This is a genomic window from Paraburkholderia sp. JPY465 (assembly GCF_050436725.1).
GTDB lineage: Bacteria > Pseudomonadota > Gammaproteobacteria > Burkholderiales > Burkholderiaceae > Paraburkholderia > Paraburkholderia youngii.
On the sequence record NZ_JBNDMT010000006.1, the window covers coordinates 887,926 to 912,554 of the forward strand.

17 protein-coding genes and 1 pseudogene are annotated in these 24,629 nt (G+C 60.2%); 16 read left to right on the plus strand and 2 right to left on the minus strand.

The window, feature by feature from the left end; genetic code table 11:
* Window positions 1–1,562: 1,562 nt before the first annotated feature.
* Window positions 1,563–1,868, minus strand: a complete 306-nt coding sequence (locus QFZ94_RS37430; RefSeq protein ID WP_429462992.1) for a hypothetical protein — start codon at window positions 1,866–1,868, stop codon at window positions 1,563–1,565.
* A 630-nt stretch (window positions 1,869–2,498) separates the two neighbouring features.
* Window positions 2,499–2,885 (minus strand): hypothetical protein, encoded by a 387-nt coding sequence (locus QFZ94_RS37435; RefSeq protein WP_429462993.1) that lies wholly within the window; start codon window positions 2,883–2,885, stop codon window positions 2,499–2,501.
* Between the two features lie 857 nt (window positions 2,886–3,742).
* Between QFZ94_RS37435 and QFZ94_RS37440 the strand changes: the two genes are divergently transcribed.
* The 16 genes and pseudogenes from QFZ94_RS37440 to tssJ all read left to right on the plus strand — a co-directional run bounded on the left by QFZ94_RS37440 (window position 3,743) and on the right by tssJ (window position 24,627).
* Entirely contained in the window at window positions 3,743–4,717 is a 975-nt protein-coding gene (locus QFZ94_RS37440; RefSeq protein ID WP_429462994.1) for an efflux RND transporter periplasmic adaptor subunit, read from the plus strand.
* Window positions 4,714–7,773, plus strand: a complete 3,060-nt coding sequence (locus QFZ94_RS37445) for an efflux RND transporter permease subunit (RefSeq protein WP_429462995.1) — start codon at window positions 4,714–4,716, stop codon at window positions 7,771–7,773. The genes QFZ94_RS37440 and QFZ94_RS37445 overlap by 4 nt, the downstream gene beginning before the upstream one ends.
* Window positions 7,770–9,272: an efflux transporter outer membrane subunit gene (locus tag QFZ94_RS37450; RefSeq protein ID WP_429462996.1), complete on the plus strand. Its 1,503-nt coding sequence runs from the start codon at window positions 7,770–7,772 to the stop codon at window positions 9,270–9,272. The genes QFZ94_RS37445 and QFZ94_RS37450 overlap by 4 nt, the downstream gene beginning before the upstream one ends.
* Window positions 9,273–9,396: 124 nt before the next feature.
* A complete protein-coding gene (locus QFZ94_RS37455) occupies window positions 9,397–10,833 on the plus strand; it encodes a basic amino acid/polyamine antiporter (protein ID WP_429462997.1) in 1,437 nt (478 codons plus the stop codon).
* 66 nt (window positions 10,834–10,899) lie between these two features.
* Window positions 10,900–12,327, plus strand: coding sequence for a basic amino acid/polyamine antiporter (locus QFZ94_RS37460; protein ID WP_368582613.1), 1,428 nt, complete (start codon window positions 10,900–10,902; stop codon window positions 12,325–12,327).
* A 587-nt stretch (window positions 12,328–12,914) separates the two neighbouring features.
* A complete protein-coding gene (locus QFZ94_RS37465) occupies window positions 12,915–13,565 on the plus strand; it encodes a response regulator (protein ID WP_429462998.1) in 651 nt (216 codons plus the stop codon).
* Between the two features lie 253 nt (window positions 13,566–13,818).
* Window positions 13,819–14,355, plus strand: a complete 537-nt coding sequence (locus tag QFZ94_RS37470; RefSeq protein WP_410851586.1) for a fimbrial protein — start codon at window positions 13,819–13,821, stop codon at window positions 14,353–14,355.
* Window positions 14,356–14,454: 99 nt separating this feature from the next.
* Window positions 14,455–15,219: a fimbria/pilus periplasmic chaperone gene (locus QFZ94_RS37475; RefSeq protein ID WP_429463657.1), complete on the plus strand. Its 765-nt coding sequence runs from the start codon at window positions 14,455–14,457 to the stop codon at window positions 15,217–15,219.
* Window positions 15,220–15,504: 285 nt separating this feature from the next.
* Window positions 15,505–18,069, plus strand: coding sequence for a fimbria/pilus outer membrane usher protein (locus QFZ94_RS37480; RefSeq protein WP_429462999.1), 2,565 nt, complete (start codon window positions 15,505–15,507; stop codon window positions 18,067–18,069).
* A 73-nt stretch (window positions 18,070–18,142) separates the two neighbouring features.
* A complete protein-coding gene (locus tag QFZ94_RS37485) occupies window positions 18,143–18,703 on the plus strand; it encodes a fimbrial protein (protein ID WP_429463000.1) in 561 nt (186 codons plus the stop codon).
* 27 nt (window positions 18,704–18,730) lie between these two features.
* On the plus strand, window positions 18,731–19,417 hold the full coding sequence (locus QFZ94_RS37490) for a DotU family type IV/VI secretion system protein (RefSeq protein WP_429463001.1): 687 nt from the start codon (window positions 18,731–18,733) through the stop codon (window positions 19,415–19,417).
* Entirely contained in the window at window positions 19,414–21,048 is a 1,635-nt protein-coding gene (locus tag QFZ94_RS37495; protein WP_429463002.1) for an OmpA family protein, read from the plus strand. The genes QFZ94_RS37490 and QFZ94_RS37495 overlap by 4 nt, the downstream gene beginning before the upstream one ends.
* A 208-nt stretch (window positions 21,049–21,256) precedes the next feature.
* Window positions 21,257–21,791: pseudogene (gene tssB / locus QFZ94_RS37500) on the plus strand (type VI secretion system contractile sheath small subunit).
* Between the two features lie 46 nt (window positions 21,792–21,837).
* Window positions 21,838–23,340, plus strand: a complete 1,503-nt coding sequence (gene tssC, locus QFZ94_RS37505) for a type VI secretion system contractile sheath large subunit (RefSeq protein ID WP_429463003.1) — start codon at window positions 21,838–21,840, stop codon at window positions 23,338–23,340.
* A 117-nt stretch (window positions 23,341–23,457) separates the two neighbouring features.
* Window positions 23,458–23,940: an Hcp family type VI secretion system effector gene (locus QFZ94_RS37510; protein ID WP_429463004.1), complete on the plus strand. Its 483-nt coding sequence runs from the start codon at window positions 23,458–23,460 to the stop codon at window positions 23,938–23,940.
* A 141-nt stretch (window positions 23,941–24,081) separates the two neighbouring features.
* Entirely contained in the window at window positions 24,082–24,627 is a 546-nt protein-coding gene (tssJ, locus tag QFZ94_RS37515; RefSeq protein WP_429463005.1) for a type VI secretion system lipoprotein TssJ, read from the plus strand.
* Window positions 24,628–24,629 lie beyond the last annotated feature (2 nt).

The window sequence follows — 24,629 nt, forward strand, 5'->3', positions numbered from 1 at the left end:
TGATCACATGACGGCAGAAATGGCGGGCCGGTTACTGTCCTTTGAGACGGAATGTCCCCCGGCAGGCCATCGCCGGTCATTCTCGACCCTCGCCACGTTCGGGTTATTCGTCCTCGTACCGCGGCGCGGCACTCGACGGCCGACTCCCGCAATGAGAAAAATCGTTGCTCCTGACGTCGAGGCGTCCCGCACCAAATGGATGTCAGGTGAAAAATCGCGGGAAGGGTTGACGATGATTTTCCATCAAGCCCTGAGTTCATGACGGCGCTGTCGGGTGCAGCAGTTTAGTGAATATCGTCAACGTCATTCACGGCTGCTCCAACTCAGGAAGTTCCTGAGGCCAGATGGGCGCGGTGCGCATGCCTATGCTCATTGACCATACGGTCAGCGGTTTTCTGCCAGAAATCCGTCCCATACGATTACCGGCGGAAACCGGATCGACGGAACGACGCGCGCGGGAAGGCCTTGAATTTGGCTTGTCTCAGCGAACACACCACATACGTAAAGGTGTGGCGGGAGCCCGCCATTAGGCGAGTGTCGCGTTAAGCGATGCCGACCTTGATAGCGCGATCCCTCTCGACCGATCCAGACCAGGCCCATCGCAAGCGGTGCATCCTTGCTTTCGAGAGTCGCAAGCATGCCTTCGAATCACATCCCGTTGCACGGTGCAGATCCGACCTCTGGGCCGGCAGCCAGAAAGTGAAGAAGGAACCCCTGCCGACCGCTGCCCATTTGGCGGTACGTGTGTCGACCCCCCACCGTGGTCAGCAAGAAAATACTCTCGGTTAGTTGGCCACGCTCGAAAGGTCGTCCGGTCGACTTGCCCGCATCATGAGATGCGCGGGTCCTCGTATTCGAAGGCATGCATCGTGACCGCTGCAATCATCGCTTGGGCAACTCGCGAGTCATGAACTTCCACCTGCTCGCTACTGGATGAGTTTGCACTTGACCATCTGGTCAGCGCGACATCAACATCGATACTCCCGCCGCATCGGCAATCTACGCGCGGGGCGATCATTGCCAGGGGAGGGGAGGGCCAAATGCGCGAATCACCGCCGACAATGCGTCGTCGTCCGGCTCGCTCTCGTTGCATCAATTAGCGAGACGATCGTCCACCGCTTGATCCGCAACGCGAGCCACTGCCAATCGCCGAGCGCGTCGCAAGGGGGAGCTTCGGCTATACAGTAGTCGGCCATCGGCAGTTTTCCGAACTAAATATCGAAAAACCAGCGGGTATTAGCCGATCCGAGCGCGAACCCAAGATTCTTCGGTTGATCTCGCTAACCGCAGCCGCGTGAAACATTGAGAAATGTCTCTTGGATCTCGTAACCATTTGTTTTTAAAGACCTTTTTCACTTGTCCGACGCATTGTTTCACGCGGATCCGCCAAATTGGTGCACGATACCCCGGCACACCCATCACGAGAGGAGCACACGCAGGATTGCGCAAACACGCTCCAGCGATACGTAGCATTTAATACGTAATTTGTAGCGAATTATTTTAAAGGACGGACGTGGCTGCAAAGCCTACGCTGTCGCGAAAAACACCTGGCCCCTCCGCCGTCACGTCTCCATTTCAGCCTCCTCGCAAACCAGCCCGCGCCGATCGATCTGCCCGATATCCTGAATCGAAATCCGTCGGATCTCGAAGATCGCCTCCGCGTCTCCCGCACGCTGTCCCGCAACAATCACATTCTCCGATAGCGCGCCCGCGAGATGCGCGCTGCGATAAGAGACGACCCCATCATCGGAATCTTCGAGCGGCCCGCTTTCGCGCCGAGGTTGACCGCCCAGCGAGACAGCCGTTGCTCGCGAACCGAGTGCCTTGATGGGGGGCGCCATAAACATGGCGCGCTCGCGTTTCGGCATCGGCGTGAAGTTCAGCAGCCGATTGAGCGCTCGTCATCACGAGCGACGTCGGAGCCTTCGGGCACGTATTTATCCTCGAACGTTGCCCAAAGCGCGTCGCCGGAAGCCGGCACCCGCAGCCGTGCGTGAATTGCCGCCCATGCTGTGAGCGATCAGACCATCACCATGCGACGCGGGCGCCGTGCGGTCCGGATCGAACTACGCGAGCGTCTGTTGCGTGGCGTGCCGCATGCGCACGAGGTTGACCAGCATCGGCACGTTGGTCGGGTAGTAGCCCTGCCACACCTGAAAATATTGGCGAAGCACTTCATCGCCCGGAATATCGTTGTCGACATTGATCTATGCCTCCGGGCCCGTCGCGAGGGCCATGCAACATCAGAATGATCCGTCGACTGCGATCGAACAGTTGCTTATGCGCGGCGCATCGATACCGCGTGCGTCTAAACAGCGTGCGCAACGTTGGCACGGCTTGGCCATCTCACTCGACACTGGCTTCGCGATACGGATCTTAGACGGACAGCACGACATCACATGAGGCAAGCAGTTGCCCGAGCTTGCCCCGGCTGAACCGGATCAACGTGATAACGGTTGTGGACGGCATCTCACTGAAATAGCGCGACGCCGAACTCGTCAGTCCCGCGGCCCGTGACGACACGCCGGTGTCAGCGCCGCATTGCTGCTCCCATCGCCATCGGTATCGCCACTCGCATCGGCATCGTCTTCGACTGGCCGCCGCAATTTCACCCCCGCAACGATCGCGACGCCCAAGTCATCGCGCCGATAAATGTTAAGTATCCCGGCGAACGCCAGCCGGGCCATCTGCAACGACAGTTCAACGAGGCTCGACAATCGCCAGTCGGTATTAATTCCGCCGACGGCCGATATCGCATCGATGCAATCCAGCGGCTCGCGTTGGCAGGTGCAATCGCGAACTGCGCAACGTTGAGCGTCTCGGGCGACCGGCCATACGCGCATTCGCCGATGCGCGTATGGCCGCCGCCACTGCGAGGCTTTCATTCGAGCACTGCCGCAACACGCGACGCACCTAATGGCATTGAGCGGTCCGAATGGCAGAAAGGATCGGCTGGCCTCTACCGCCCAGCAAGTCACTGGTACAACCCATGCCGTCCGCCATGATGCGCATTGGCTTCAATGAGAAAGAACCCCCGATTCAACAATCGCGGCTGTTCCATCGGCGAAAGCATTCCCTGATATCAATAGCAGTCTTTCCCATCGCCCTTCATCACTAGTACGACAGCATAGCCATGCTTATCTTTCGTCAACGGACGTGGAAGAAACCATGGAATAAATCCGTATGCCCGCAGTAAGTCGCGAATCGATTGACGGCTGGCGCATTGATCGGCCATGATGCCTCTCACGAACTATGAAAGGGGACAATGGCGCACGCATGACACGGGCAGACCACCAGTTCCTTAGCCTTTCTTCGGCGTGGCGAAGCAGATTGGCAATTAGGCAACATGCCCGACAAACGAAGCCTGAATGACGACACAACGTTGCCGGTCCGACCGACGCGATGCCACCGTTCATCGAGTCTGACCTGGCCGTGGAAATCGCAGCGAAAATGCACTGATCGGTCCACTGCTATGGACCCCTATGAATTCATGAGCAACCCGTAGAGCACCGTATTCGCCGGTCCGCGAACAAGGTTGCCGCAGGGTGTACGACATGGGTTGCGCCAGCAGTCAGCCGAGGACGTCATGACCGCAAACCGTTCCGATGCACCGCGGCCTCACCGATCAGCCAGCGTCGCACTGACCGGCGTATTGTCGTGCGTGTTGGCCAGTGCGCTCGTCGTTTCACTGTCGGGCTGCCAACGGCCAACCGAAACACCGAGCGGCGATACGAGGCCAGCCGTGCAGCTCACCAGGGTCGAAGCGGCCGACGCGTCCGCCATTCGCATCTTTACCGGGCGGGTCGAGCAGACCAGCATCTCGCCGCTCGCCTTCGAAGTATCGGGCCGCGTCGTGCAGATCGCGGTGCTCGAAGGTGCATCCGTGAAACGCGGGCAGCTGATCGCGCGTATCGATGAAGAACCCTACAAGCTGCAACTGCAACGCGCGAACGCGCAGTATCAGCAGCTGAGCGACAACCTGAAGCGCCAGGCGGTGCTGCGCAAGGACGGAATTCTGTCACAGGCTGCTTATGAGCAGCTGTCGGCTGCCACGGACGCCGCACGCGCGGCACGCGACATGGCGAGCCGCGACCTGCGCAATACCCGGCTAGTCGCGCCATTCGACGGCCGGATCGCTCGCCGCAACATCGAGATTCAGCAGGTCGTGCAGGCTGGCGCACCCGCGTTCAATCTGGAAAACATCGGCCGTGTCGATGTCGGCGTCGATCTGCCTCAGAGCATTGCCGAACGTCTATTCGTCGACAAGACGCTGCGAGCCGAAGCGTGGCTGCCCGAGCGGCCGCAGAACCGCTTCCCGCTAGTGTTCCGCGAACGGACCACGCAGACCTCGCCGACTTCGGCGGCCTACCGGCTCGTGTTCTCGATCGAAGGACCGCAAAGCGCCATGCTGTTACCCGGCATGGCGCTGCGGGTACAGATTTCCGACACGGCCCGGCAAGTCGCGCAAAACGACAATCAAGGCTACTTCGCGATTCCGATCGCGGCGGTGTCGATCGGCGCGGACGGTCAGCGCAGTCTGTGGCGCTACGATGCGGCGTCCGGCCGTGTGCATGCGGTGCCGGTCAGCGTGCGCGAAATTCGCAATGACGATGCGGTCGTCGCGGGTGCGGTGGCGGAAGGCGACCGCGTGGTGGCGGGCGGCTCGCAGTTCATGAAAGAGGGAATGGCGGTCCGTCCAATGGATGCTCCTCAATGAACCTCGCGCGCCCCCTGATCGAAAAGCCGCTGATCGCATGGGTCCTGACGCTGATCTCGCTGTTTGGCGGCCTGTTTGCGTACTACAACATCGGGCGGCTCGAAGACCCGAAGTTCACGATCAAGACTTCGGTCGTGGTGACGCTGTATCCGGGCGCGAGTGCGCACGAGGTCGAGCAGGAGGTGACGGACCGGCTCGAAAGCGCGATCCAGCAGATGCCGCAGGTCGAGAAGCTGACCTCGCGTTCGATGCCGGGCTACTCCGAAATCCGCGTCCAGATTCGCGACCAGTACACGTCGGCGCAATTGCCGCAAGTGTGGGACGAATTGCGCAATTCCGTGTCGGATGCACAGGTACGGCTGCCGCCCGGTGCGGGCCCGACACTCGTGCTCGACCGTTTCGGCGACGTCTACGGCATGTTCTACGCGCTGACTGGCGAGGGCTACACGCAGGCGCAACTGTATGCGTACGCGCGTGAACTGCGCCGCCAACTGCTGACGCTCGACGACGTGTCCGACATCGTGATCGCTGGTCAGCAGCAGGAGCAGGTCTCGGTCGACGTCGACCAGTCGCAACTGATCGCCAACAATCTGTCCACCGACGATCTCGCGCAGACACTGTTCCTGCAAAACGAGGTTCGGCCCGCGGGCCGCGAACGCGTCGGCGATCTGTCGTTGCGGATTGCGCCGACCGGCTCGCTCGACTCGCTGCAGGCCATCCGATCGCTGCCTGTCAACAATACGCCCGGCCCGCTTCTGCTCGGCGACATCGCTCGCGTGAGCCATGGCTACGCGACGATTCCGAACCAGGTCATTCACTACAACGCTCAGCCCGCGATCACGATCGGTATCAGCGCGCGACCGCGCGTTAACGTCGTGAGGGTCGGCGAGCGGATCAAGGCGAAGCTCGCCGAACTCGAGCGCGACCGCCCGATCGGCATCAAGCTGTACTCGCTTTACGATCAGCCGCGGGTCGTCGATGAGAGCGTGCGCGGTTTCATCTTCGACGTGTTCCTGTCCGTGTCGATCGTCGGTGTCGCGCTCGGCATCGGGCTTGGCTGGCGTGCGGGTGTGGTGCTCGGCGTCGAGCTGTTCCTGTCGATTCTCGGCACGCTGCTCGTCATGTACGCGGCGGGGATCGAGCTGCAGCGCATTTCCCTGGGCGCGCTGATCATCGTGATGGGCATGCTGACCGATAACAGCATCGTGGTGGTCGAGGGCATGCTCGTGAGGGTGCAACGAGGCAAGTCGCATCTCGAGGCGGCGACCGAAATTCTCAAACAAAGCCAATGGATTCTGCTCGCGTCGACCATCGTGGGGATTCTGGCTTTTTCGGGCATCGGCCTGTCGCCGGATGCGGTCGGCGAATTCTGCGCGTCCCTGTTCGCCGTCGCTGCGATTTCGCTGCTGTTTAGCTGGGTGATCGCCATCGCGCTGACGCCGCTGTTCGGCACATATCTTTTCAAGCCCGCGGACATCATCGATGAAGATCCGTTCAAGGCAAAGCTGTACAAGCGTTACGGCGAGTTGTTGTCATGGGTCACCCGACGGCGCGTGCTCGTGGTCATCGGCCTCGTCGCGCTGACGGTACTCGCCGGCTGGGCGTTCCGTTTCGTCGAGCAGAGTTTCTTCCCCGCGTCGACCACGCCGATCTTCTATGTCGATATGCGTTTGCCGCGCGGCGCCGACATTCGCGCGGTCGTCGAAAAGAGTCGCGAAGTCGAGAAGGTGCTGCTCGAGCATGCGGATGTCAGCAACGTGCAGACCTATATCGGCTCGGGCGCGACGCGCTTCTTCCTCGTCTACGATCCGGAGACGCGCGATCCGTCGTATGCGCAGTTCATCGTCGGTGCGAAGGACCAGCGCCTGATCGACGTGATGCTTCCGGACATCGAAGCGGATCTGAAGAAGCGCTTCCCCGAACAGCACTGGACTGTGACACGGCCTAATTTCGGGCCGGGCGGAGGCGCGGCGATTCAGGCGCGCTTCTCCGGTCCCGATCCAGTCGTGCTGCGTCGCTTGTCGCAGGAAGCGCAGAACGTGCTGAAGGGCGACGGCCGCATCATCGCGATCCGCGACGACTGGGAAAATCCGATCAGCATCGTGCGGCCGGAATTCGACGAGTCGCGCGCGCGCTCGCTCGGTGTGACGCGCCGGCAGGTCACCGACACGATGGCCTATGCAACCGAGGGCCTGCGCGCGGGCATCTATCGCGAAGGCGATCAGTTGCTGCCGATCGTGCTGCGCTCGCCCGACTACACGCGCGGCGTCGCGGGCCTGCAAGACCTGCAGGTGTTCAGCGCCGGTCTGCGCCGTTACGTGCCGCTCGGCGACGTGGTCAACGGCTTTACGGTTGGGACCGAGGAAGGTCAGATCGCGCGCGAGGACCGGATTCGCACGATCACGGTATCGGCGAACCCCATCTACGGACAGAACAGTGTCGACGCCTTCAATCGCATACGCCCGGGCATCGAGAACATCAAGCTGCCTTCGGGCTACCGCTTCGAATGGGGCGGCGAGCACGAATCCTCGACGCGCGCGCAGCAGAGCCTGTTCCGGCAACTGCCGCTCGGCTTCATCGCGATGGCGCTGCTGGTGCTGATGATGTTCGGACGCCTGAAGCCCGCGCTCGTCGTGCTGCTCGTCGTGCCGATGTCGATCTGCGGCGTGACGATCGGTCTGCTGCTGTTCCGCGGCGCGTTCGGCTTCATGGCGTTGCTCGGTCTATTGAGCCTGATCGGCATGCTGATCAAGAACGGCGTCGTGCTCGTCGAAGAGATGGATGCGCAGGTCGCCGCCGGCGTGCCGCGCATGCAGGCGGTGACCCACGGTGCGATGAGCCGCTTGCGTCCGGTGATGCTGTCGGCCGGCACGACGGCGCTCGGCATGGCGCCCCTGTTGTGGGACCCGTTCTTCAAGGACATGGCGATCACGATCATGTCGGGCCTTGCTTTCGCCACCGTACTGACGATGGTCGCCGTGCCGGCGCTGTACTCGATGCTGTTCTCGATCAAGCAGGCGGAATGGGAGCCGGGCCGACACCCGGAAGCAAAATGATCCGCGCGCGCCACTGTCTTCTCACCATCGCGGCGCTGCTGCTCGAAGCAGGTTGTGCGGGTTCATTGCAGCTGCAAAAGCCCGCCGCGTTTCCGCCGCAGTATTCGGAGGCGCAACAGGGCGCGGCCACCCCGATGTCCGCGCAGGATCTCGCGGCGTGGTGGACCCAGTACGGCGATCCCGCGCTGAACAAACTGATCGAGCTCGCGCTCGCGCACAACTTCGACATCGCCACCGCTTACGCACGCGTCGATCAGGTGCAGGCCGGAATCCGGCTGGCTCGCTCGCAACTGCTGCCGTCGGTCGGTGCGGGCGTGAGCGGCGCAAAGTTTCACGGCGGCGAGACGCAACTCGAGTTCGCGCAGTTCCTCGGCATCACCAATACCGATGCGCAGTTCTGGCGAGTCGGTCTGCAGGCGCAATGGGAGATCGATCTGTTCGGCCAGGGACGCTCGCGGCTCTCGGCGGCACGTGAGCAGGTACGCGCGGCCGCGGGCGATGCGGAAGCGGTGCGCCTGAGCGTAGTGTCGGGCGTCGCGGATCTGTACGTCACGTATCGCGGGCTGCTGCGTCAGCGCACGATCCTGCTGCAAAGCCGCGCGATCGCGGACGACTTCGTCGACATCGCCGAAAAGAGCTTTACTGCGGGCCTCGTGATGAGTACGGACATCGAAGCGGCGCGCGCTGGCCGTGCGCAGGTCGATGCGCGTTTGCAGGACGTGGAGAACGGCATCGCTCAGGCGCGGCTGAATTTGCAGAATCTGTGCGGCGTGCAGCCAGCGGACTTCGCCGGAATCCTCGATGAAAGCGACACGCTGATGACCGCACTGCCGCATATCGAGCCCGGCCAACCCGTCGACCTGCTGATGCGGCGCCCGGATCTGATCGCGGCGCAGGCCCGCGTGAATGCGGCGGTCAGACAGTCGGATGTGGCGCGGCTCAACTACTGGCCGACCCTATCGCTAAGCGGGATGCTCGCGCGCAATGGTTGGGAGTTCGCGGGTCAAAACCTCGGGGCTAGCACGTTCTGGCTGTTCGGCGCGGCGATGGCGATGCCGCTGATCGACTTTGGCGCGCGGCGCTCGCAGGTCGAGTCGTCGGATGCGCAGGCGCAACAGGCGATGTTCAATTACGAAAAGACCGCGCTCGGCGCGTTCTATGACGTCGACCGTGCGCTGGCGCGTTTGAACCGGCAGGACGAGTTGTTCAACGCGCGCAATGAAGAAGTCGCGCGACGTACCACGCAGCTGAACCAGGTGCGACGTCGCTACGAGCTCGGCGATACCGGCCGCGTCGATATCGATCAGGTGCGGGTTGCGCTGCTCGAAAGCCAGTCGTCGCAGGCGAGGGAAGAGGTCGGCAAACTGCAGGCACAGTTCGCGCTGTTCAGGGCGATGGGGGGCGGCTGGTTGGCCAATCCGCCCGTGGCTGCGAATCCACAAGCGCCGACGGGGCCCGCGCCCGCCGCCGGGAACGCACCGGCGCCGGCTTCACAGTAAGCGAAGGATCGGGTAAAAGCCGTTGGCTTCAGTCGGGAGGACTAACAGGAGATGCGCAACGTACGCGTACCTGCTTCGCGTAAGTCCCTTTCTGGAAGAAATCAGCTTCTCTGAAGGGTGAACGATGACAACCCAGGTCGAGACGAAACTGTCGTTACCCGCACTGACCGCGATGGTCGTCGGTTCGATGGTGGGCGCAGGGATTTTCTCGCTGCCGCGCAATTTCGCGCGCGCGACCGGACCGTTCGGCGCCGTCATTGCATGGTGCGTGGCGGGCATCGGCATGTATGCGCTGGCGCGCGTGTTCCAGGCGCTCGCACAGCGCCGGCCCGAGCTCGATGCCGGCGTGTTCGCCTATGCGCGAGCGGGCTTCGGCGATTATGCGGGCTTTCTGTCCGCATTCGGCTACTGGATGGCCGGCTGCTTCGGCAACGTGTCGTACTGGGTGCTGATCAAATCGACGCTCGGCGCTTTCTTCCCCGTCTTCGGCGAGGGCAATACGGCGACGGCGATCATCGTGTCGTCGGTAGGCATCTGGCTGTTTCATCTGGTGATGCTGCGCGGCGTCCAGCAGGCAACGATGATCAACACGATCGTGACGGTCGCGAAGGTGATTCCGATCGTGCTGTTCATCGTGATCCTCATCGCGCTGTTTCGCGCCGACATGTTTCACGCAAATCTGCGGGAGGGCAACGATCAGCTCGGCAACGGCCTGTTCTCGCAGGTTCGCGCGACGATGCTCGTCACCGTCTTCGTGTTCGTCGGTATCGAAGGTGCAAGCGTGTACTCGCGCTACGCGAAAAAGCGCTCGGACGTGGGCGCCGCGACGATCACCGGCTTCGTCGCAGTGCTGTGTCTGCTAGTACTGGTGACGCTGCTGCCTTACGCGAGCTTGCCGCGCGCCGATCTCGCGGTGATGCGCCAGCCGTCGATGGCCGCGGTACTCGGCGCGTTGCTCGGCCCCTTCGGCGTCGTGTTTATCAGCGCCGGTCTGATCGTTTCGATCCTCGGCGCGTACCTCGCGTGGTCGCTGATCTGTGCCGAGGTGCTGTTCGCCGCCGCGCGCCTCGAGACGATGCCGCGTATCTTCGCGCGACAAAACGAACGCAAGCTGCCGGTCGCCGCGATCTGGCTCACGAGTACCGTGGTGCAGTGTTTCGTCATCAGCACGTACTGGTCGACCGATGCGTTTGCGCTGATGCTCAATCTGACGAGCTCGATGGCGCTGATTCCTTATTTCCTCGTGGCCGCATACGGAATCAAGGCCGCGCGTTACGATAGTCGCCACAATGGCGGCAGCTTGAGCGGCGCGGTGCGCACCGAGTATTTCGTCGCGATGTTCGCGACGTTCTATACGGCCTTTCTGCTGTTCGCGGGCGGCCTGAAGTTCCTGATGCTATCGGCGCTGCTTTATGCGCCCGGTACGGTGCTGTATGTGTTGGCCAAACGCGAGCGCGGCATGGGGGTGTTTTCGAACCTCGAATGGATCATCTTTGCCGTCGCAGTCTGCGGCGCGATTGCCGCGCTGATCGGCCTCGCGAGCGGCACGATCGTCATCTGAGCGGTCGATCATCGTAGTCGCGCGCGCGGCTCGATCGGAACGTGTTCGCGGGAGAGCGATCGCAGCATGGACAAGCGCGTCAGACTGTCAGCGCCGGGCCTGATGGCGATGGTGATCGGCTCGATGGTCGGGGTGGGCGTCTTTTCGTTGCCGCAGGCGCTCGGCAAATATACCGGCGTCGTCGGTTCGCTGATCAGCTGGACCATCACCGGCTCCGGCATGCTGATACTCGCGCTGATCTTTCAACGGCTCGCATGGCGCAAGCCGGAACTCGATGTCGGCGTCTACACGTATGCGCGCGTCGGGTTCGGACGCTATACGGGATTTCTGTCGGCGTTCGGCTACTGGTGCGCCAGCTGTCTCGGCAACGTGGCCTATCTCGTGCTGATCAAGTCCGCGCTCGCGATCGTCGTGCCCTCGTTCGGCGCCGGCAATACGTTCAGCGCGATCGTCAGTTCCTCGCTGATGATCTGGGTGTTTCACTTTCTGATTCTGCGCGGCGTGAAGGGCTCGTCGATTGCGAATGCGTCGATGACGGTCGCCAAGTTGCTCGCGCTCGGACTGTTCGCGGTGCTTGTGCTATCGAGCGTCGAGTGGCGGGTGTTCGTCGCGAATCTGTGGACCCGTGCCGAGCCGTCGGCGACCGGTCTTTTCGATGAGGTGCGCAAGACGATGTTGGGGACGGTCTTCGTGTTTCTCGGCGTGGAAGGCGCGAGCGTTTATTCACGGCATGCGCGCGAACGGCGCGACGTCGGCGTCGCGACCGTGCTCGGCTTTCTATGCGTGCTTGCGTTGATGGTCATGGTCACGTTGTTGTCGTATGGCGTGTTGCCGCTCGAGCAGTTGGGCACGCTAAAAAATCCGTCGATGGCTGGCGTGCTGAGCGCCGCGGTCGGCGCGTGGGGCGCGGTCGTGGTCAAGCTCGGCCTGCTGATATCGGTACTCGGCTCCTATCTCGCATGGACGCTGCTCGCCGCGGAAATTCTGCACGCGGCGGGCAAGAGCCGTACGATGCCCGCGTTTCTCGGCCGAGAAAACCGCAACCATGTACCGGTCGCTGCGCTATGGATGACGAGCCTTGTGATCCAGGCGTTTCTGATCGTGACGCTGTTTTCGAAAGAGGCGTTCACGCTGGCCAAGGAGTTCACGACGTCGATGAGCCTGATCCCGTATCTGTTCGTCGCCGGCTATGGGTTGAAGCTCGCGGCGAGCGGCGAATCGTATGCGGGGCAGCCCTGGTCACGGCGCGTCGATTTCATGCTCGCGCTGATGGGCTGCGTCTATGCCCTCTTTCTCGTGTACGCGGGCGGCCTGCATTATCTGTTGATGTCCACCGTGCTTTATACGGCGGCGACCGCGTGGTTCTACATCGCCGAGCGCCGCAAGGGGAAACGGCCTGTGTTTACGCTGCTGGAACGCTGGCTGTTCATCGTGGTTCTGCTTACCGCGCTGGTCGCGTTCGCCGATCTCGTGCGCAATCATTTCGGGGCTTGAGGTTCCGTTAGAGGCACACGGGGCAGCAACTAGCGAGATATTGCCATCGGTCCGGCTGGGCAAGATGTTCCGTCGAAGCACGACGCTGCAATACTCTGTGACGCTCTGCTCCCGTCTATGCAGCCGTAACGCTAGCGATTGACGCTCCATGTGGAACGGTCGACGTGCTGCTCGTAAGCGTGCGTTGAGAGCACCATGACAAAAGCACTGCTTGTACCTATGACGCATATAGGAATCTGCTGACTTTTTTCTTGTTGGTGCCGAGTACAATCCGCGTAAGTGCAAGGCGGGAATCTATTAATTCATCGCCGCCGAGTGAGCACGTCGCGCTTCCCGTCTTCATGATGGTCCATGCCTGGTTGCATGCAAAAAATTGCTTTGTCTCTGCCAAAAGCGCACCGACCTGCTCAGCGATTTCAACTGACTTAAATAAATAGTGGTTCAAGAACTTCCGACGAGTGGCATGGGCGAGATGTCCTGTGCTTTTCTTGTCATGTAACGGCGTGAAATGACATCGTACTTTGGCAACAAAGCATGCAGGTGTGTCGGCGCGAGAAAAGTATTCACCAGCGTGGTATGGAGTGCGAGTGAACAAAATCAGAGTGGCTGTTGCCGACGATCATCCATTCATTCTTCTCGGCGTCGAGCATCTTCTTCAGCGTCGTCCGGACGTCAAGGTCTGCTTCAAAAGCGAAACAATTGGCCAGCTTCTCCAACTGTTGGGTGAAGTGCCGGTCGACGTGCTCGTGTGCGACTACGAATTCGAAGGCGATCCGTATGCGGACGGTCTCAATCTTCTTGACCGCATCCGGCGCGTCGCTCCAGCCGTGCGCGTAGTTTTCCTGAGCGCGCACTCTTCCACGCACATCATTTCGGCTGCGCTCAATGCGGGGGCGGCCGGCTTTGTCGGGAAGGGACCGGAGGGCTTTGCCAGCCTAACCGCCGCCATTCGTGCCGCCAAAAACAAGAGCGTGTTTCTGCCTGATTCCATTGCGAACAAGATGTTGCGCGCAACGGCGCGCGCAGCGGAGGGCGGATCCTCTCTCAATTTGCTATCCAAAAATGAATCGACGGTCGTGCGAATGATCTGCGACGGCATGTCGATCGGCACCATTGCCGAGCGGCTCAATCGCAGTCCCAAGACCGTCAGCAATCAGAAGAACGCTGGCATGAAGAAGCTGGGTGCCAGAAACGACGTAGAACTCGTCACGATCGTGCGCGAGTGGTCTTGCTCATAGCTATTGCCGCGATTCTCAGCCGGATTCTGTAGTTCTCGTAGCGCCTTTCCCTATCGTATGGCGGACCTGGCATCGATTGAATTCGAGGAATCGACACGCCGGTTGTCGGCTGTCCTATGTGGTATTTCATTTTGGGTATCGGCCCATTAACACCGATCTTCTTCAATGACATCATTGCTCTGCCTTGACGATCGCTGGGAGCTCCGGCTTCACAAGGGTTTGTAGTTTCGAAATAGCAACAAAGAGGAATCTCATGAAAAAACAAGTGACGCAACTCATGATCGCGGTGGCCGGCCTGTCCGTCGCGCCGATGGTTTTCGCTCAAGCCGTACCGGGCACAGGTCAGGTAACGTTCAACGGCGAACTGATCGACGACACCTGCCTGATTAACGCCGGTGACGAGGACAAGACGGTCACGCTGCCTACCCTGTCCACCCAGTCGTTGGTTGCAGCCGGCCAAACCGCCGGCTCCAGGATGTTCGAAATTTCGGTGTCACAGTGCCCGGCAACGCTGACCAATGTCGCGGCGCATTTCGAGACCACGAACATGGACCCGGCTACGCGTAATGCCATCAATCAGGCAAGCACTTCGCCGGCTACGAATGTCGAAGTGCAACTGCTTGACCGCGATGGCAAGACGCCAATTCTGCTGGGTAGCACGGGTTCGTTCGTTCCTGTCGCAAGCGACGGCACCGCAACGATGAGCTACGGCGGCCAGTACTACGCAACGAACAAAACCACGGCCGGTTACGTGACGGCCGTTGTTCGCTACACGTTGGCATATCAGTAAGCCAGTCCAAGCCGAATGGCATCGGGTTGCGCTTCCTCTCTGAAGGCAACCCGAAGTGACATTCCACCTATCTGTCGCGTGGAGGAGCGAATGTCTTCAATGAAATTCTCTAGATATCTGGCTGCGGCCATAGCCTGTAGTGTGGTGTCGTTTGGTGCACAAGCGGCTATCACCATCACCGGTACACGAGTTATTTATCCGGCGCAAAACCGCGAAGTCAACGTTCGTTTGAACAATGTTGAGAGCCGCCCGGTCCTGGTTCAGGCATGGCTGGACGACGGAGATGCAGCAGCCGCGCCGAATGAAATCAAGGTGCCATTCACGCTGCTGCCAGCCGTATTTCGAGTCGAGCCTCATCGAGGTCAGGCTTTGCGCATCATGTTCGCAGGCGGCGACATGCCAATGGACCGTGAGTCCGTCTATTGGCTAAACGTTCTGGAAATTCCCCCCAAGCCTAAGGACGCTGATGACCGAAACATGATTCAGCTCGCGTTCCGTACGCGGATCAAGATGTTCTACCGGCCCACATCGTTGCTCGATGACCCAACGGCGGGGCGAGCTGAACTGAAGTGGCATGTCGAGTCAGATGACAAAGGTCAGAGGGTCGTTCGTCTCGACAACCCGTCGCCCTACTTCGTTTCCGTCGGCATGGCAGAAATAGAAACGGCAGGCAGGAAGGTTGCACTTTTGCCCGACATGGCACCGCCGTTCGGACACGTCGATCTCCGTCCACGGGATGGAAAGCTGGATATCAAAGCTCCTGCCACGGTTTCCTACACGGTTCTGAACGATTTCGGTACAGCGATCAAGGACTCGGCGGAAGTGGCAAGTGCGCAAAGCGCGGAAGCGCAAAAGAATCAATAATTGGAATACGGGATGTCGGGCGTGCGGAATAGTAAGACAGCAGTTGAGAAAGTATTCGGTAATGTCCCATTCCGATTTCACCCACTGGCGTGGGCGGCAATCGTAGCGTCGGGCTGGGTGTTTTCCGCGAATTCCGCGGTCGCCGCATGTGCGCCGGATTCGGGCGGGGCGACGCCGCCCAGTGACTGCTCGGCGTCCGAGCTGCCGGAGCAGGCAGTCGGCGCCAACAGAGAAGATGCGCATACAGATGCGTCTTCTGACGCGCCGACATCGAATGCGCCGTCTGTGGAAGCTCCGCAAGAAGTCGAGTTCAATCCCGCGTTCTTCACGGGCAACGTCGCCGACCTGTCGCGCTATACGCGAGGTAACCCTGTTACTCCGGGCGTTTATCCGGTCGAACTGCTCGTCAATGGTAAGAAGCGTGGACGCTTCGATGTTGTTTTTCAGGCGATGCCGGATTCGGATATCGCCAGGCCCTGCTTCACGATATCCAGCATGGACCGGGCTGGCATAGATACCGAACGCGTGATCCAACGGCTAAAGGAAGCCGGAGAGGCCGACGTCGACGATACGGATGCGTCATCGCAATGCGTGCCGCTGGCGGAAGCCGTATCCGGATCGCTGGCATCGTTGAACACCGCCGATCTGCAACTCGATCTGTCGATCCCACAGATCGAACTGCGCAAGGAGGCTGCCGGTTATGTCGATCCGTCCCGTTGGGACAACGGGATCAACGCAGGCTTCGTGCAATACAGTCTCGCCAGCTATACGACTCACCAGAACAATGGGAGGGGAGACTTCAGCAGTGCCTACCTCGGTCTGCAAAGCGGATTCAACGTGAACGGCTGGCGTATCCGGCAGTGGGCCACGGCAAGCTTGCAGAACCGGAGTCCCGACGCGCATTGGCAAAGTGTCGCGTTGTTCGCGCAGCACGATGTCACGGCGCTCAAGAGTCAATTGACGATCGGCGACAGCTCGACGAGCGGTGACGTCTTCGACTCGTTCAACGTGCGTGGCGTCCAGCTTTCGAGCGACGACCGCATGTTGCCGGATTCCATGCGCTCCTACGCACCGGTAGTGCGTGGCGTGGCCGATACCAATGCACGCATCATCGTCCGTCAGAACAACATCATCGTGGCCGAGACCAGCGTGCCGCCGGGACCGTTCGAACTGAGCGACCTGCCGGCTACCGGTTATGGCGGCGACCTTCAGGTCACTATTGCAGAATCCGACGGCCGCCAGCGGACTTTTCTGGTTCCGTTCGCGTCAGTCCCGCAGTTGTTGCGGCCAGGTGTTTCACGTTTCAATCTGACGACCGGTGTCTATCGCGATACCGTGCTGGATAGCCATCCGTGGGTCGCGCAGGCGGTTTATCAGCGCGGCCTGACAAACCTGTGGACCGGCTATACCGGTGCACAGTTTGCGGAAGGTTACTGGGCTGGGTTGGTCGGTGTCGCGCTCAACACGCCGCTCGGCGCATTCGCGTTTGACATAACCGCGGCGGGAACGAATATTCCCGGCGCGTCGGGTGGTCGTCCCGGCTACAGTACCCGCATCAGCTACAGCAAGCTTCTTCCGGGGCCGAACACGAATTTCTCGGTTGCGGCCTACCGCTACTCGACCGCACGCTTCTATAGCCTGCGTGACGCGATGTACGCGCGATATGGCTCGAGAGACATGGGTCAGTATGACTACCGCACGCGCAGTCGTCTGCAACTGAACATCAACCAGCCAATCGGCGAGTCGAGTTCTTTTTATATCGCCGGCAGTTCGCAGAATTACTGGGGCGCGTCGAAGGGCTACGATCTGCAGTATCAGGTTGGCTTCAACAGCGCGTACAAACGGGTGTCCTACTCGCTGTATGCGCAACGCACGCGCCTGCAAAACTCGAAGATCAGCACGCAGGTTGGCTTGAACCTGACGATTCCGCTCGGTAAGGTCGACTCGAACGAGCATCGTATGTTCGACTATCTGACCACCAACGTTGCGCGCAGCTCGAACGGGGACAGCACGATACAGGCCACTGCGTCGGGCAACACGACCGGAGCCACGCCGATCAACTACGGTGTCAACGCATCGAGGATCGTCGCCGGCGACAATCGAACCGTTTCCGCAGGCGGTTACGCAATGTATCGCGCGCCGTTCGGTACGTACAACCTCAATGCGTCGATCAGCAATCAGACTCGTCAAGCCGCGTTCAACGCCGACGGCGCAGTCGTCATTCACAGCGGCGGCGTCACGCTGAGCCCGCCACTCGGTCAGGCGTTTGCGCTCGTCGAAGCGAAAGGCGCAGAGGGTGGCCGGATTATCAATGGCCAGGGCGCGCGAATCGACGGCCACGGCTATGCGGTTGTGTCTTCGTTGACGCCATACCGGGTCAACACGGTCGCGCTGGATCCGAGCGACGTGCCGCTCGACGTTGAACTGGGCAACACGAGTGAGGAAGTCGTGCCGCGCGCAAACTCGCTGGTGAAAGTAAAGATTGCGACCACGCAGGGCACGCCGATCTTCGCCGAGGTCATGGATCGGGAAGGCAAAGCCATGCCGATGGGCGCCGAGTTGTTCGATGAATCCGAGAAATCGGTGGGCATCGTCGGTCAGGGCGGTCTCGCGTATCTGCGCGGCCTCGAGCATGAAGGCAAGCTGCTGGTGCGCTGGGGCAACCGCGCAGCGGAGCAGTGCGTGATGCCCTACACGGTGCCGGACGACGACAAGGCGCAGAGTAGTCATCACGCGGGGATCGTTGCGCGCATCAAACTGAGCTGTGATCCAGCGCTTGTATGGTCCGCGCCGGCAAAGCCTGTCGCGCGGCGTTCAGCGGGCGCGGCGCTTGTCAGTTCGCTTCGCTGAAAGGCGAAGGCGGATGCCCGGTCAGCTCCAGCAATGCGGCTCGGATGAATCCGCCGACAGTGGAGGTCAGAAAATGAAAAATATTTGCAGATACTTTCGGATTGCCGGACCCATCGCCGGGTTGTTCGCGGGTGCGCTGTTGGGATCAGTTTGCGTACAAGCGCAAGGCTCGCCTGCGGTCACGCTCAATTTTAGTGGCACCTACAACGCGACGACGTGTTCGCTGGTCAGTTCGCCCGATATGACGGTCACATTGCCGAGGCTTTCGACGCAATCGCTGCCGAGGGCCGGAGTGGCGGATGGCTCAAAGATCTTCACCATCACGATCCAATGCCCTAGCGGCGTGACGGATGCGCGCGTCTATTTCGAGAGCGGTTCGTCGACCGATCCCAATACGGGAAATCTGGAATTACAGAACGCGAGCGGCACGACATCGGCAAAGAATGTACAGGTCATGCTGGCGAATGCGGACGGATCGCGGATCAAGGTCGGCGACCGATCCACGATGAAAGTCATTCCGATCGCGTCCACGGATCCGACGCCGGTGGATTTCATTGCCAGCTACTACGCAACGGGGCGAGCCACGGCTGGCACTGTGAGTACGTTCGTCACCTATGTCGTCGAAATGCCCTGAGGGTGTCGGCGCGCATACGTTTATATGATGTTTGATTCAACAGTCGCGCTGATGCGAGCGACAGCGTTGCATGCAGCACTGCTGTCGGACGGCGCGCAGATGCCGGCTATTCCTTTTTGGCGCGCGCGTTGTAGCACGTTGGTCGAGACGCTGCAGCAGGAAATGCAGGATCGGAATTTTCCGCCAACGGATATCCAGGAAGTCAGCCTCGCACAGTGCGTTCTGCTGGATGAACTGACGTTGCATGCATTGCCTTCCAACCAGCACGAAGAATGGTTGCATGACTCGCTCGAGATGCGTTTTCATCGCGTGCGCGATGGCGCTGCATTGGTTTGGGACCGGATCGAAGCGGTGGTGGATGGCGGCGGCCGGGATCTCGCTGGACTCGAGTTCTACAGCATGTTGCTGGGGCTGGGCTTCGACGGCGGACGGGGAGACGCAAACGCATATTTGGAGCGTGCGAAATCGGCGTTGAACTGGCGTAGATGTGATACGGCGGTGTTGTCCACACCCTACGCACCGGAGACCGCCATGTCACCGTCTAATTCGCTTCGGCCGGCGAACAGATCACGCATCTCACTTTCACGCAGGACCGCCGGCGGGCTCATTGCTGGCGCGATTGCCGTCGCGTCGCTATGGGCGGCGCTGGGCGTTAGCCTGGACATTGCGATACGTGATCTACCTGAAACATCGTCCCGGCAGAGTACGCAATGATTTCCTCTAACAGCTACCGGGCGGCGCTGATCTGGATTGCTGTCGCCGTTGTCGGCCTGATATGGCTGTGTTTGCCGCTCGCTCTTCAACCGTCGTGGCCCGTCGTGCTTAGCCTTGTTCTGGTGACGGCGGTGGGCACCGCGGTATTGCCAACTTACGGGCGATCGAAACCGCCCCAAGAGGACCAGAACGTTCAGCTCGGGAACATGCGCGACTTAGCGATCGTTCTTGTCGTCGGGCCGCATGCCGGTGCGTTGTTTGCACGCGATGGCCAGTCATCCACACTGCGCCGTAACGGTGATGCCGTGTGGTTCCATGTCACGTCACCCGGGGAGCTGTCCAGCGTGTTCGCTACGGTGATGGAGTCGTATCGACGTCCGCCCGATGCTGTGTTGATGCCCGTTGTTCCCGACGCTGAGTGTGACGACGCGGTGATTCGCCGCGAATTTACCCGCTGGAAGCATGAAATCGCCGCAAGCACCGGTCCCCGGGCGTTCGCATTACCTTGCTATCTCGCGATCTACGCGTATCTCAGCGCGAATGGCGACCACCCAGCGGAACCGGTCTGGTTCGGCGATGCAATTAGTCTATCGGCAATGCCACCCGCGACCGCAACTGCGCGGCAACATGTGCAAGCACTCAGGCAACAGCTAGACCAGGCATGGCTCGCCGTCGCACACCCGGAACGTGTGTCGCGAATCGGTCTGGGACACGCAGTGTTCGACTGGCTAGAAGATGCGGCGCTGATATCGATACTTTCGTCGCTCTCGAACACCGCGCCGTTCTCGCTGCGCAGCTTGCTGCTGGCCGATATCGGACACCCGCCGATGCGTCCCGGCGCTTGGTCGCGATGGCTAACCGGTAAAACCACGCTGCGACCGCCGCTGATGACGCCGAAGGCGCAGCCGAAGCCGCTGTCTCTACCTTTACTCACGCCCATTGCGCGGGACGTGAGCTTCCGGGTCTCGAAGAGCGAGCGGGACCGGCCGTACTCCGCAATGCTGCACGCGGTTGCTGCGTCGGCCGTCGTCCTGATGGTATCGATCGGGGTCTCAGCATGGACGAACAGCAGGTTGGTCGCGCGAGTCGCCAACGACCTCGAGGTCTACACGCATATACCCGCAGCTCATGCCGATCTGGCTCGCTATGCGAGCAACGGTGTGCCGACCGGACTCGGCTGGGGACTGTATCAGGGCAAGCAATTCCAAGTCGCGCTTGAACGCGTGACCGCCGCATCGCATTCTTTATCGATTGCCGCGCATTCGCCGCCGCTTGCTGTGACGATCGACAACTTCCTGTTGTTCGACAGCGGCAAGACGGTGCTGAAGCCAGGTGCGGAGCCGAAACTCAAGGGCGTTCTCGATCTGATTCGCGCGAATCCCGGCAAGCGGATTCTCATCGCGGGTCACACCGACAACATGGGTCCCAGCGTCGCGAATCAGAAGCTGTCCGAGGCACGAGCACAGGCCATCCGCGATTGGTTCGTCAACACTGCTTCGTTGCCCATCACACGTTTCGCCATTCAGGGATATGGCGACACGCGGCCGATTGCCAGCAATGAAAATAGTCAGGGCCGCGAGATGAATCGTCGTGTCGAAATTGCCCTTATTCCCGATTCAGGGACCCAATAAAAGTACTCGTCGCGGGTATCCCTCCAGCTGCTTGCGATCGTGGCACATCAAACCTGTCATTCGTTCTCGAAAACGAATCCGAATTTTGGGCATCCGCCCATATCGTCACGCTGCTTCGAGACATAACATCACCGGATTGCAGATTTCTTAAGTGAGAAGGAGCGGTGTCACCGCTTCTTATTTTATCGAGCGATAACCTCAGAGCACTATGTCGGCTTCTACCAGTTCTCAAAAATTCATCGCACGGAATCGTGCTCCTCGCGTCCAGATCGAATACGACGTCGAGATTTACGGTTCGGATAAGAGAGTCGAGCTCCCGTTCGTGATGGGCGTCCTCGCCGACCTGTCGGGCAAGCCGCTCGAACCGTTGCCCGCCGTCGGCGATCGCAAGTTCTTCAATATCGACATCGAGAACTTCGACGAGCGAATGAAGGCCATGAAACCGCGTGTCGCGTTCGCGGTGCCCAACACGCTGACGAACGAAGGTCAGCTGATGGTCGATATCACGTTCGAAAGCATGGACGATTTTCTCTCCCGCAGCCGTCGCGAAGAAGGTTGACGCGCTCGCGCAATTACTGGAAGCGCGTACGCAGCTCGCCAATCTGCAAACGTATATGGATGGCAAGAGTGGCGCGGAAAACCTGGTCAGCAAGGTGTTGAGAGACCCTGCATTGCTCGAAGCGCTCGCCAAGGCGCCGAAACCTGAGGCGGCAGCCACCGGCGAGCCGGTGACCGACGAATGATTTTTGCTTTCCGCACGAAAGCACAGCCTGAAACAATGGGGAAATGATGGCCGAACTCCAAGCGAATACGCGCGCCAAGGCAACGGCGAGCGTGACCAATCAGTCCGATTTCAATACACTCCTGTCGCGCGAATTCAAGCCCAAAACGGAGCGCGCGCGCGACGCTGTCGAGGGAGCTGTTCGAACGCTCGCACAGCAAGCGCTGCTTACATCGGCAACGGTGTCCGACGACGCGTACAAAAACATAGAGTCGATTATTGGGGAGATCGACCGCAAATTATCCGAACAGATCAACCTGATTCTCCACCATGAAGATTTTCAGGGTCTTGAAAGCGCGTGGCGTGGACTCCACCACCTGGTCGCGAACACGGAAACGGATGAGAAGCTGAAGATCCGCTTCATGGATGTGTCGAAGGACGACCTGCGCCGCACGATGAAGCGCTATAAGGGGATTGCGTGGGACCAGAGTCCGTTCTTCAAGCAAATCTACGAGGAAGAGTACGGGCAGTTGGGTGGCGAGCCGTACGGCTGTCTCGTCGCTGACTACTACTTCGATCACACACCGGCCGACGTCGACTTGCTGGGCTCAATTGCAAAGGTGGCGGCAGCATCGCATGCGCCGTTCATTACCGGCGCGGCGCCGTCCGTACTGCAGATGGACTCGTGGCAGGAACTCGCGAACCCCCGCGACCTGACGAAGATCTTTACGCAAAACCTCGAGTACGCGCCTTGGAACGCGTTGCGTAGTTCCGAAGACGCGCGCTACATCGGCCTTGCAATGCCGCGTTTCCTTGCGCGTCTGCCGTACGGCGTCAAGACGAATCCGGTCGATGAATTCAATTTCGAAGAGGCGACCGACGGCGCGGATCATCAACGCTATGTATGGTCCAACGCAGCCTACGCGATGGCGGTGAACATCAACCGTTCGTTCAAAAACTACGGCTGGTGCACGCTGATTCGCGGCGTGGAAAGCGGCGGTGTGGTTGAAAACCTGCCGTGTCACACGTTCCCGACGGATGACGGCGGGATCGACATGAAGTGCCCGACCGAAATCGCAATCTCCGACCGCCGCGAAGCGGAATTGTCCAAGAGTGGTTTCATACCGCTGATCCATCGCAAGAACACTGATTACGCGGCGTTCATCGGCGCGCAATCGTTGCAGAAACCAGTCGAGTACCACGATCCGGACGCGACTGCGAACGCGAATCTATCGGCGCGTCTTCCGTATCTGTTCGCATGCTCGCGCTTTGCGCATTACCTGAAGTGCATCGTGCGCGACAAGATCGGCGCATTCAAGGAGCGCGACGAAATGCAGCAGTGGCTCAACGAATGGGTCATGAACTATGTCGACGCCGATCCCGCCAATTCGTCGCAGGAAACCAAGGCGCGTCGACCGCTGGCGGCGGCCGAAGTGGTCGTCGAGGACGTCGAGGGCAATCCGGGATATTACCAGGCGAAATTCTTCTTGCGTCCGCATTTCCAGCTCGAAGGTCTGACGGTTTCTCTGCGTCTCGTCGCGAAGCTGCCGCTTGTGAAGGAAGCCGCCTGATCCGGCGTCTACCGCTTATGCGGTGATTGCGGTGATTGAGCGACGGACAGGCGCTCACTAAATATGCCTGGCTTTCATTGAGCAACTCAAAACTAACGTGTACCAAGGAGTACTTTTATGGCGCAAGACATCTTTCTCAAGATTAACGGGATTGATGGTGAGTCGGCAGACGCTAACCACAAGGATGAAATCGACGTTCTGAGCTGGGAGTGGGGCGTTACGCAGCAATCGAATATGCACGTTGGTTCCGGCGGTGGCGCCGGCCGGGCTACGGTCGAAGACTTCACGTTCGAGCATTTCATCGATCGTGCAACGCCCAACCTGACGCAATACTGCCTCACCGGTAAGCACATCGACGAAGCGAAGCTGGTCGTGCGCAAGGCCGGCGGCAATCCGCTCGAGTACATCAAATTCACGATGAGCGACGTGCTGGTTACCTCGGTGCATCCGTCCGGCGTCAGCGACAGCGAATCACGCCCGCGCGAAACGGTGAGTCTGTCCTTTGCTCGCCTGAAGCAGCAATATGTAGTGCAGAACGCGCAAGGCGGCAGCGGCGGTGCGATCACGGCGACCTTCGATATCAAGAAGAATAAAGCCTGAAGTCGCACAGATTCCTGAATCCTGGCACCACCACTCTGTTGTCCGGTGGACCGTGTCAAGGCTGTTAGCCAGGATGCCGGGCTGGATGCAGGCATCCTGGTTTATTCAGGGCGACGTGCGAGATCTCCTTGATACCGTCAGATGGTTTCGATCTTTTTTTCCCGCTTCGCGATATGGCTGCGCATCGGGGGTTGGCTGGCTCTAAGCGGGGTGAGCGCATGGTTCTCCGGCTGCGCTAGCACGCCGGCTCCTGTTATCAAGGAGCGAACGACCCTCCGGCTTCAGGTCGCGGCAAACGAGAACGTCAATCCGAACGAGTGGGGAACGGCGGCGCCGATCCTCGTGCGGATCTACGAACTGAAGTCACCCACGGCGTTTCAAACCGCCGACTTTTTCACGCTACAAAGCGACGACAAAAAAATCCTTGGCGACGACGCGCTGATCGTCGACGAATTCATCCTGCGTCCCGGCGACACCCGCGAGATCGTCCGCAAGTCGAACCCCGCCACTACCGCAATTGGCGTGCTGGCCGGCTACCGGGATCTCGGGAAATCAGTCTGGCGCGCGGTGTACCGGTTGCCAGTCGCGCCCGACGCCGCATGGTACAGGATGGCTCTTCCAGACAAGGAACAGAAGCTGACGATCCAGCTTGACCAGCGCACTGTTTCGATTTCAAAGTCAGACTAATT

What these genes read in the sequence shown, in the direction of transcription:
- QFZ94_RS37475 (WP_429463657.1), top strand. Translation starts at nt 14,455, where the DNA reads ATGAAATTCTCTAGATATCTGGCTGCGGCCATAGCCTGTAGTGTGGTG.
- QFZ94_RS37470 (WP_410851586.1), top strand. Translation starts at nt 13,819, where the DNA reads ATGAAAAAACAAGTGACGCAACTCATGATCGCGGTGGCCGGCCTGTCC.
- QFZ94_RS37485 (WP_429463000.1), top strand. Translation starts at nt 18,143, where the DNA reads ATGAAAAATATTTGCAGATACTTTCGGATTGCCGGACCCATCGCCGGG.
- QFZ94_RS37445 (WP_429462995.1), top strand. Translation starts at nt 4,714, where the DNA reads ATGAACCTCGCGCGCCCCCTGATCGAAAAGCCGCTGATCGCATGGGTC.
- QFZ94_RS37490 (WP_429463001.1), top strand. Translation starts at nt 18,731, where the DNA reads ATGTTTGATTCAACAGTCGCGCTGATGCGAGCGACAGCGTTGCATGCA.
- QFZ94_RS37430 (WP_429462992.1), bottom strand. Translation starts at nt 1,868, where the DNA reads ATGCCGAAACGCGAGCGCGCCATGTTTATGGCGCCCCCCATCAAGGCA.
- tssJ (WP_429463005.1), top strand. Translation starts at nt 24,082, where the DNA reads ATGGTTTCGATCTTTTTTTCCCGCTTCGCGATATGGCTGCGCATCGGG.
- QFZ94_RS37450 (WP_429462996.1), top strand. Translation starts at nt 7,770, where the DNA reads ATGATCCGCGCGCGCCACTGTCTTCTCACCATCGCGGCGCTGCTGCTC.
- tssC (WP_429463003.1), top strand. Translation starts at nt 21,838, where the DNA reads ATGGCCGAACTCCAAGCGAATACGCGCGCCAAGGCAACGGCGAGCGTG.
- QFZ94_RS37495 (WP_429463002.1), top strand. Translation starts at nt 19,414, where the DNA reads ATGATTTCCTCTAACAGCTACCGGGCGGCGCTGATCTGGATTGCTGTC.
- QFZ94_RS37510 (WP_429463004.1), top strand. Translation starts at nt 23,458, where the DNA reads ATGGCGCAAGACATCTTTCTCAAGATTAACGGGATTGATGGTGAGTCG.
- QFZ94_RS37460 (WP_368582613.1), top strand. Translation starts at nt 10,900, where the DNA reads ATGGACAAGCGCGTCAGACTGTCAGCGCCGGGCCTGATGGCGATGGTG.
- QFZ94_RS37455 (WP_429462997.1), top strand. Translation starts at nt 9,397, where the DNA reads ATGACAACCCAGGTCGAGACGAAACTGTCGTTACCCGCACTGACCGCG.
- QFZ94_RS37435 (WP_429462993.1), bottom strand. Translation starts at nt 2,885, where the DNA reads ATGAAAGCCTCGCAGTGGCGGCGGCCATACGCGCATCGGCGAATGCGC.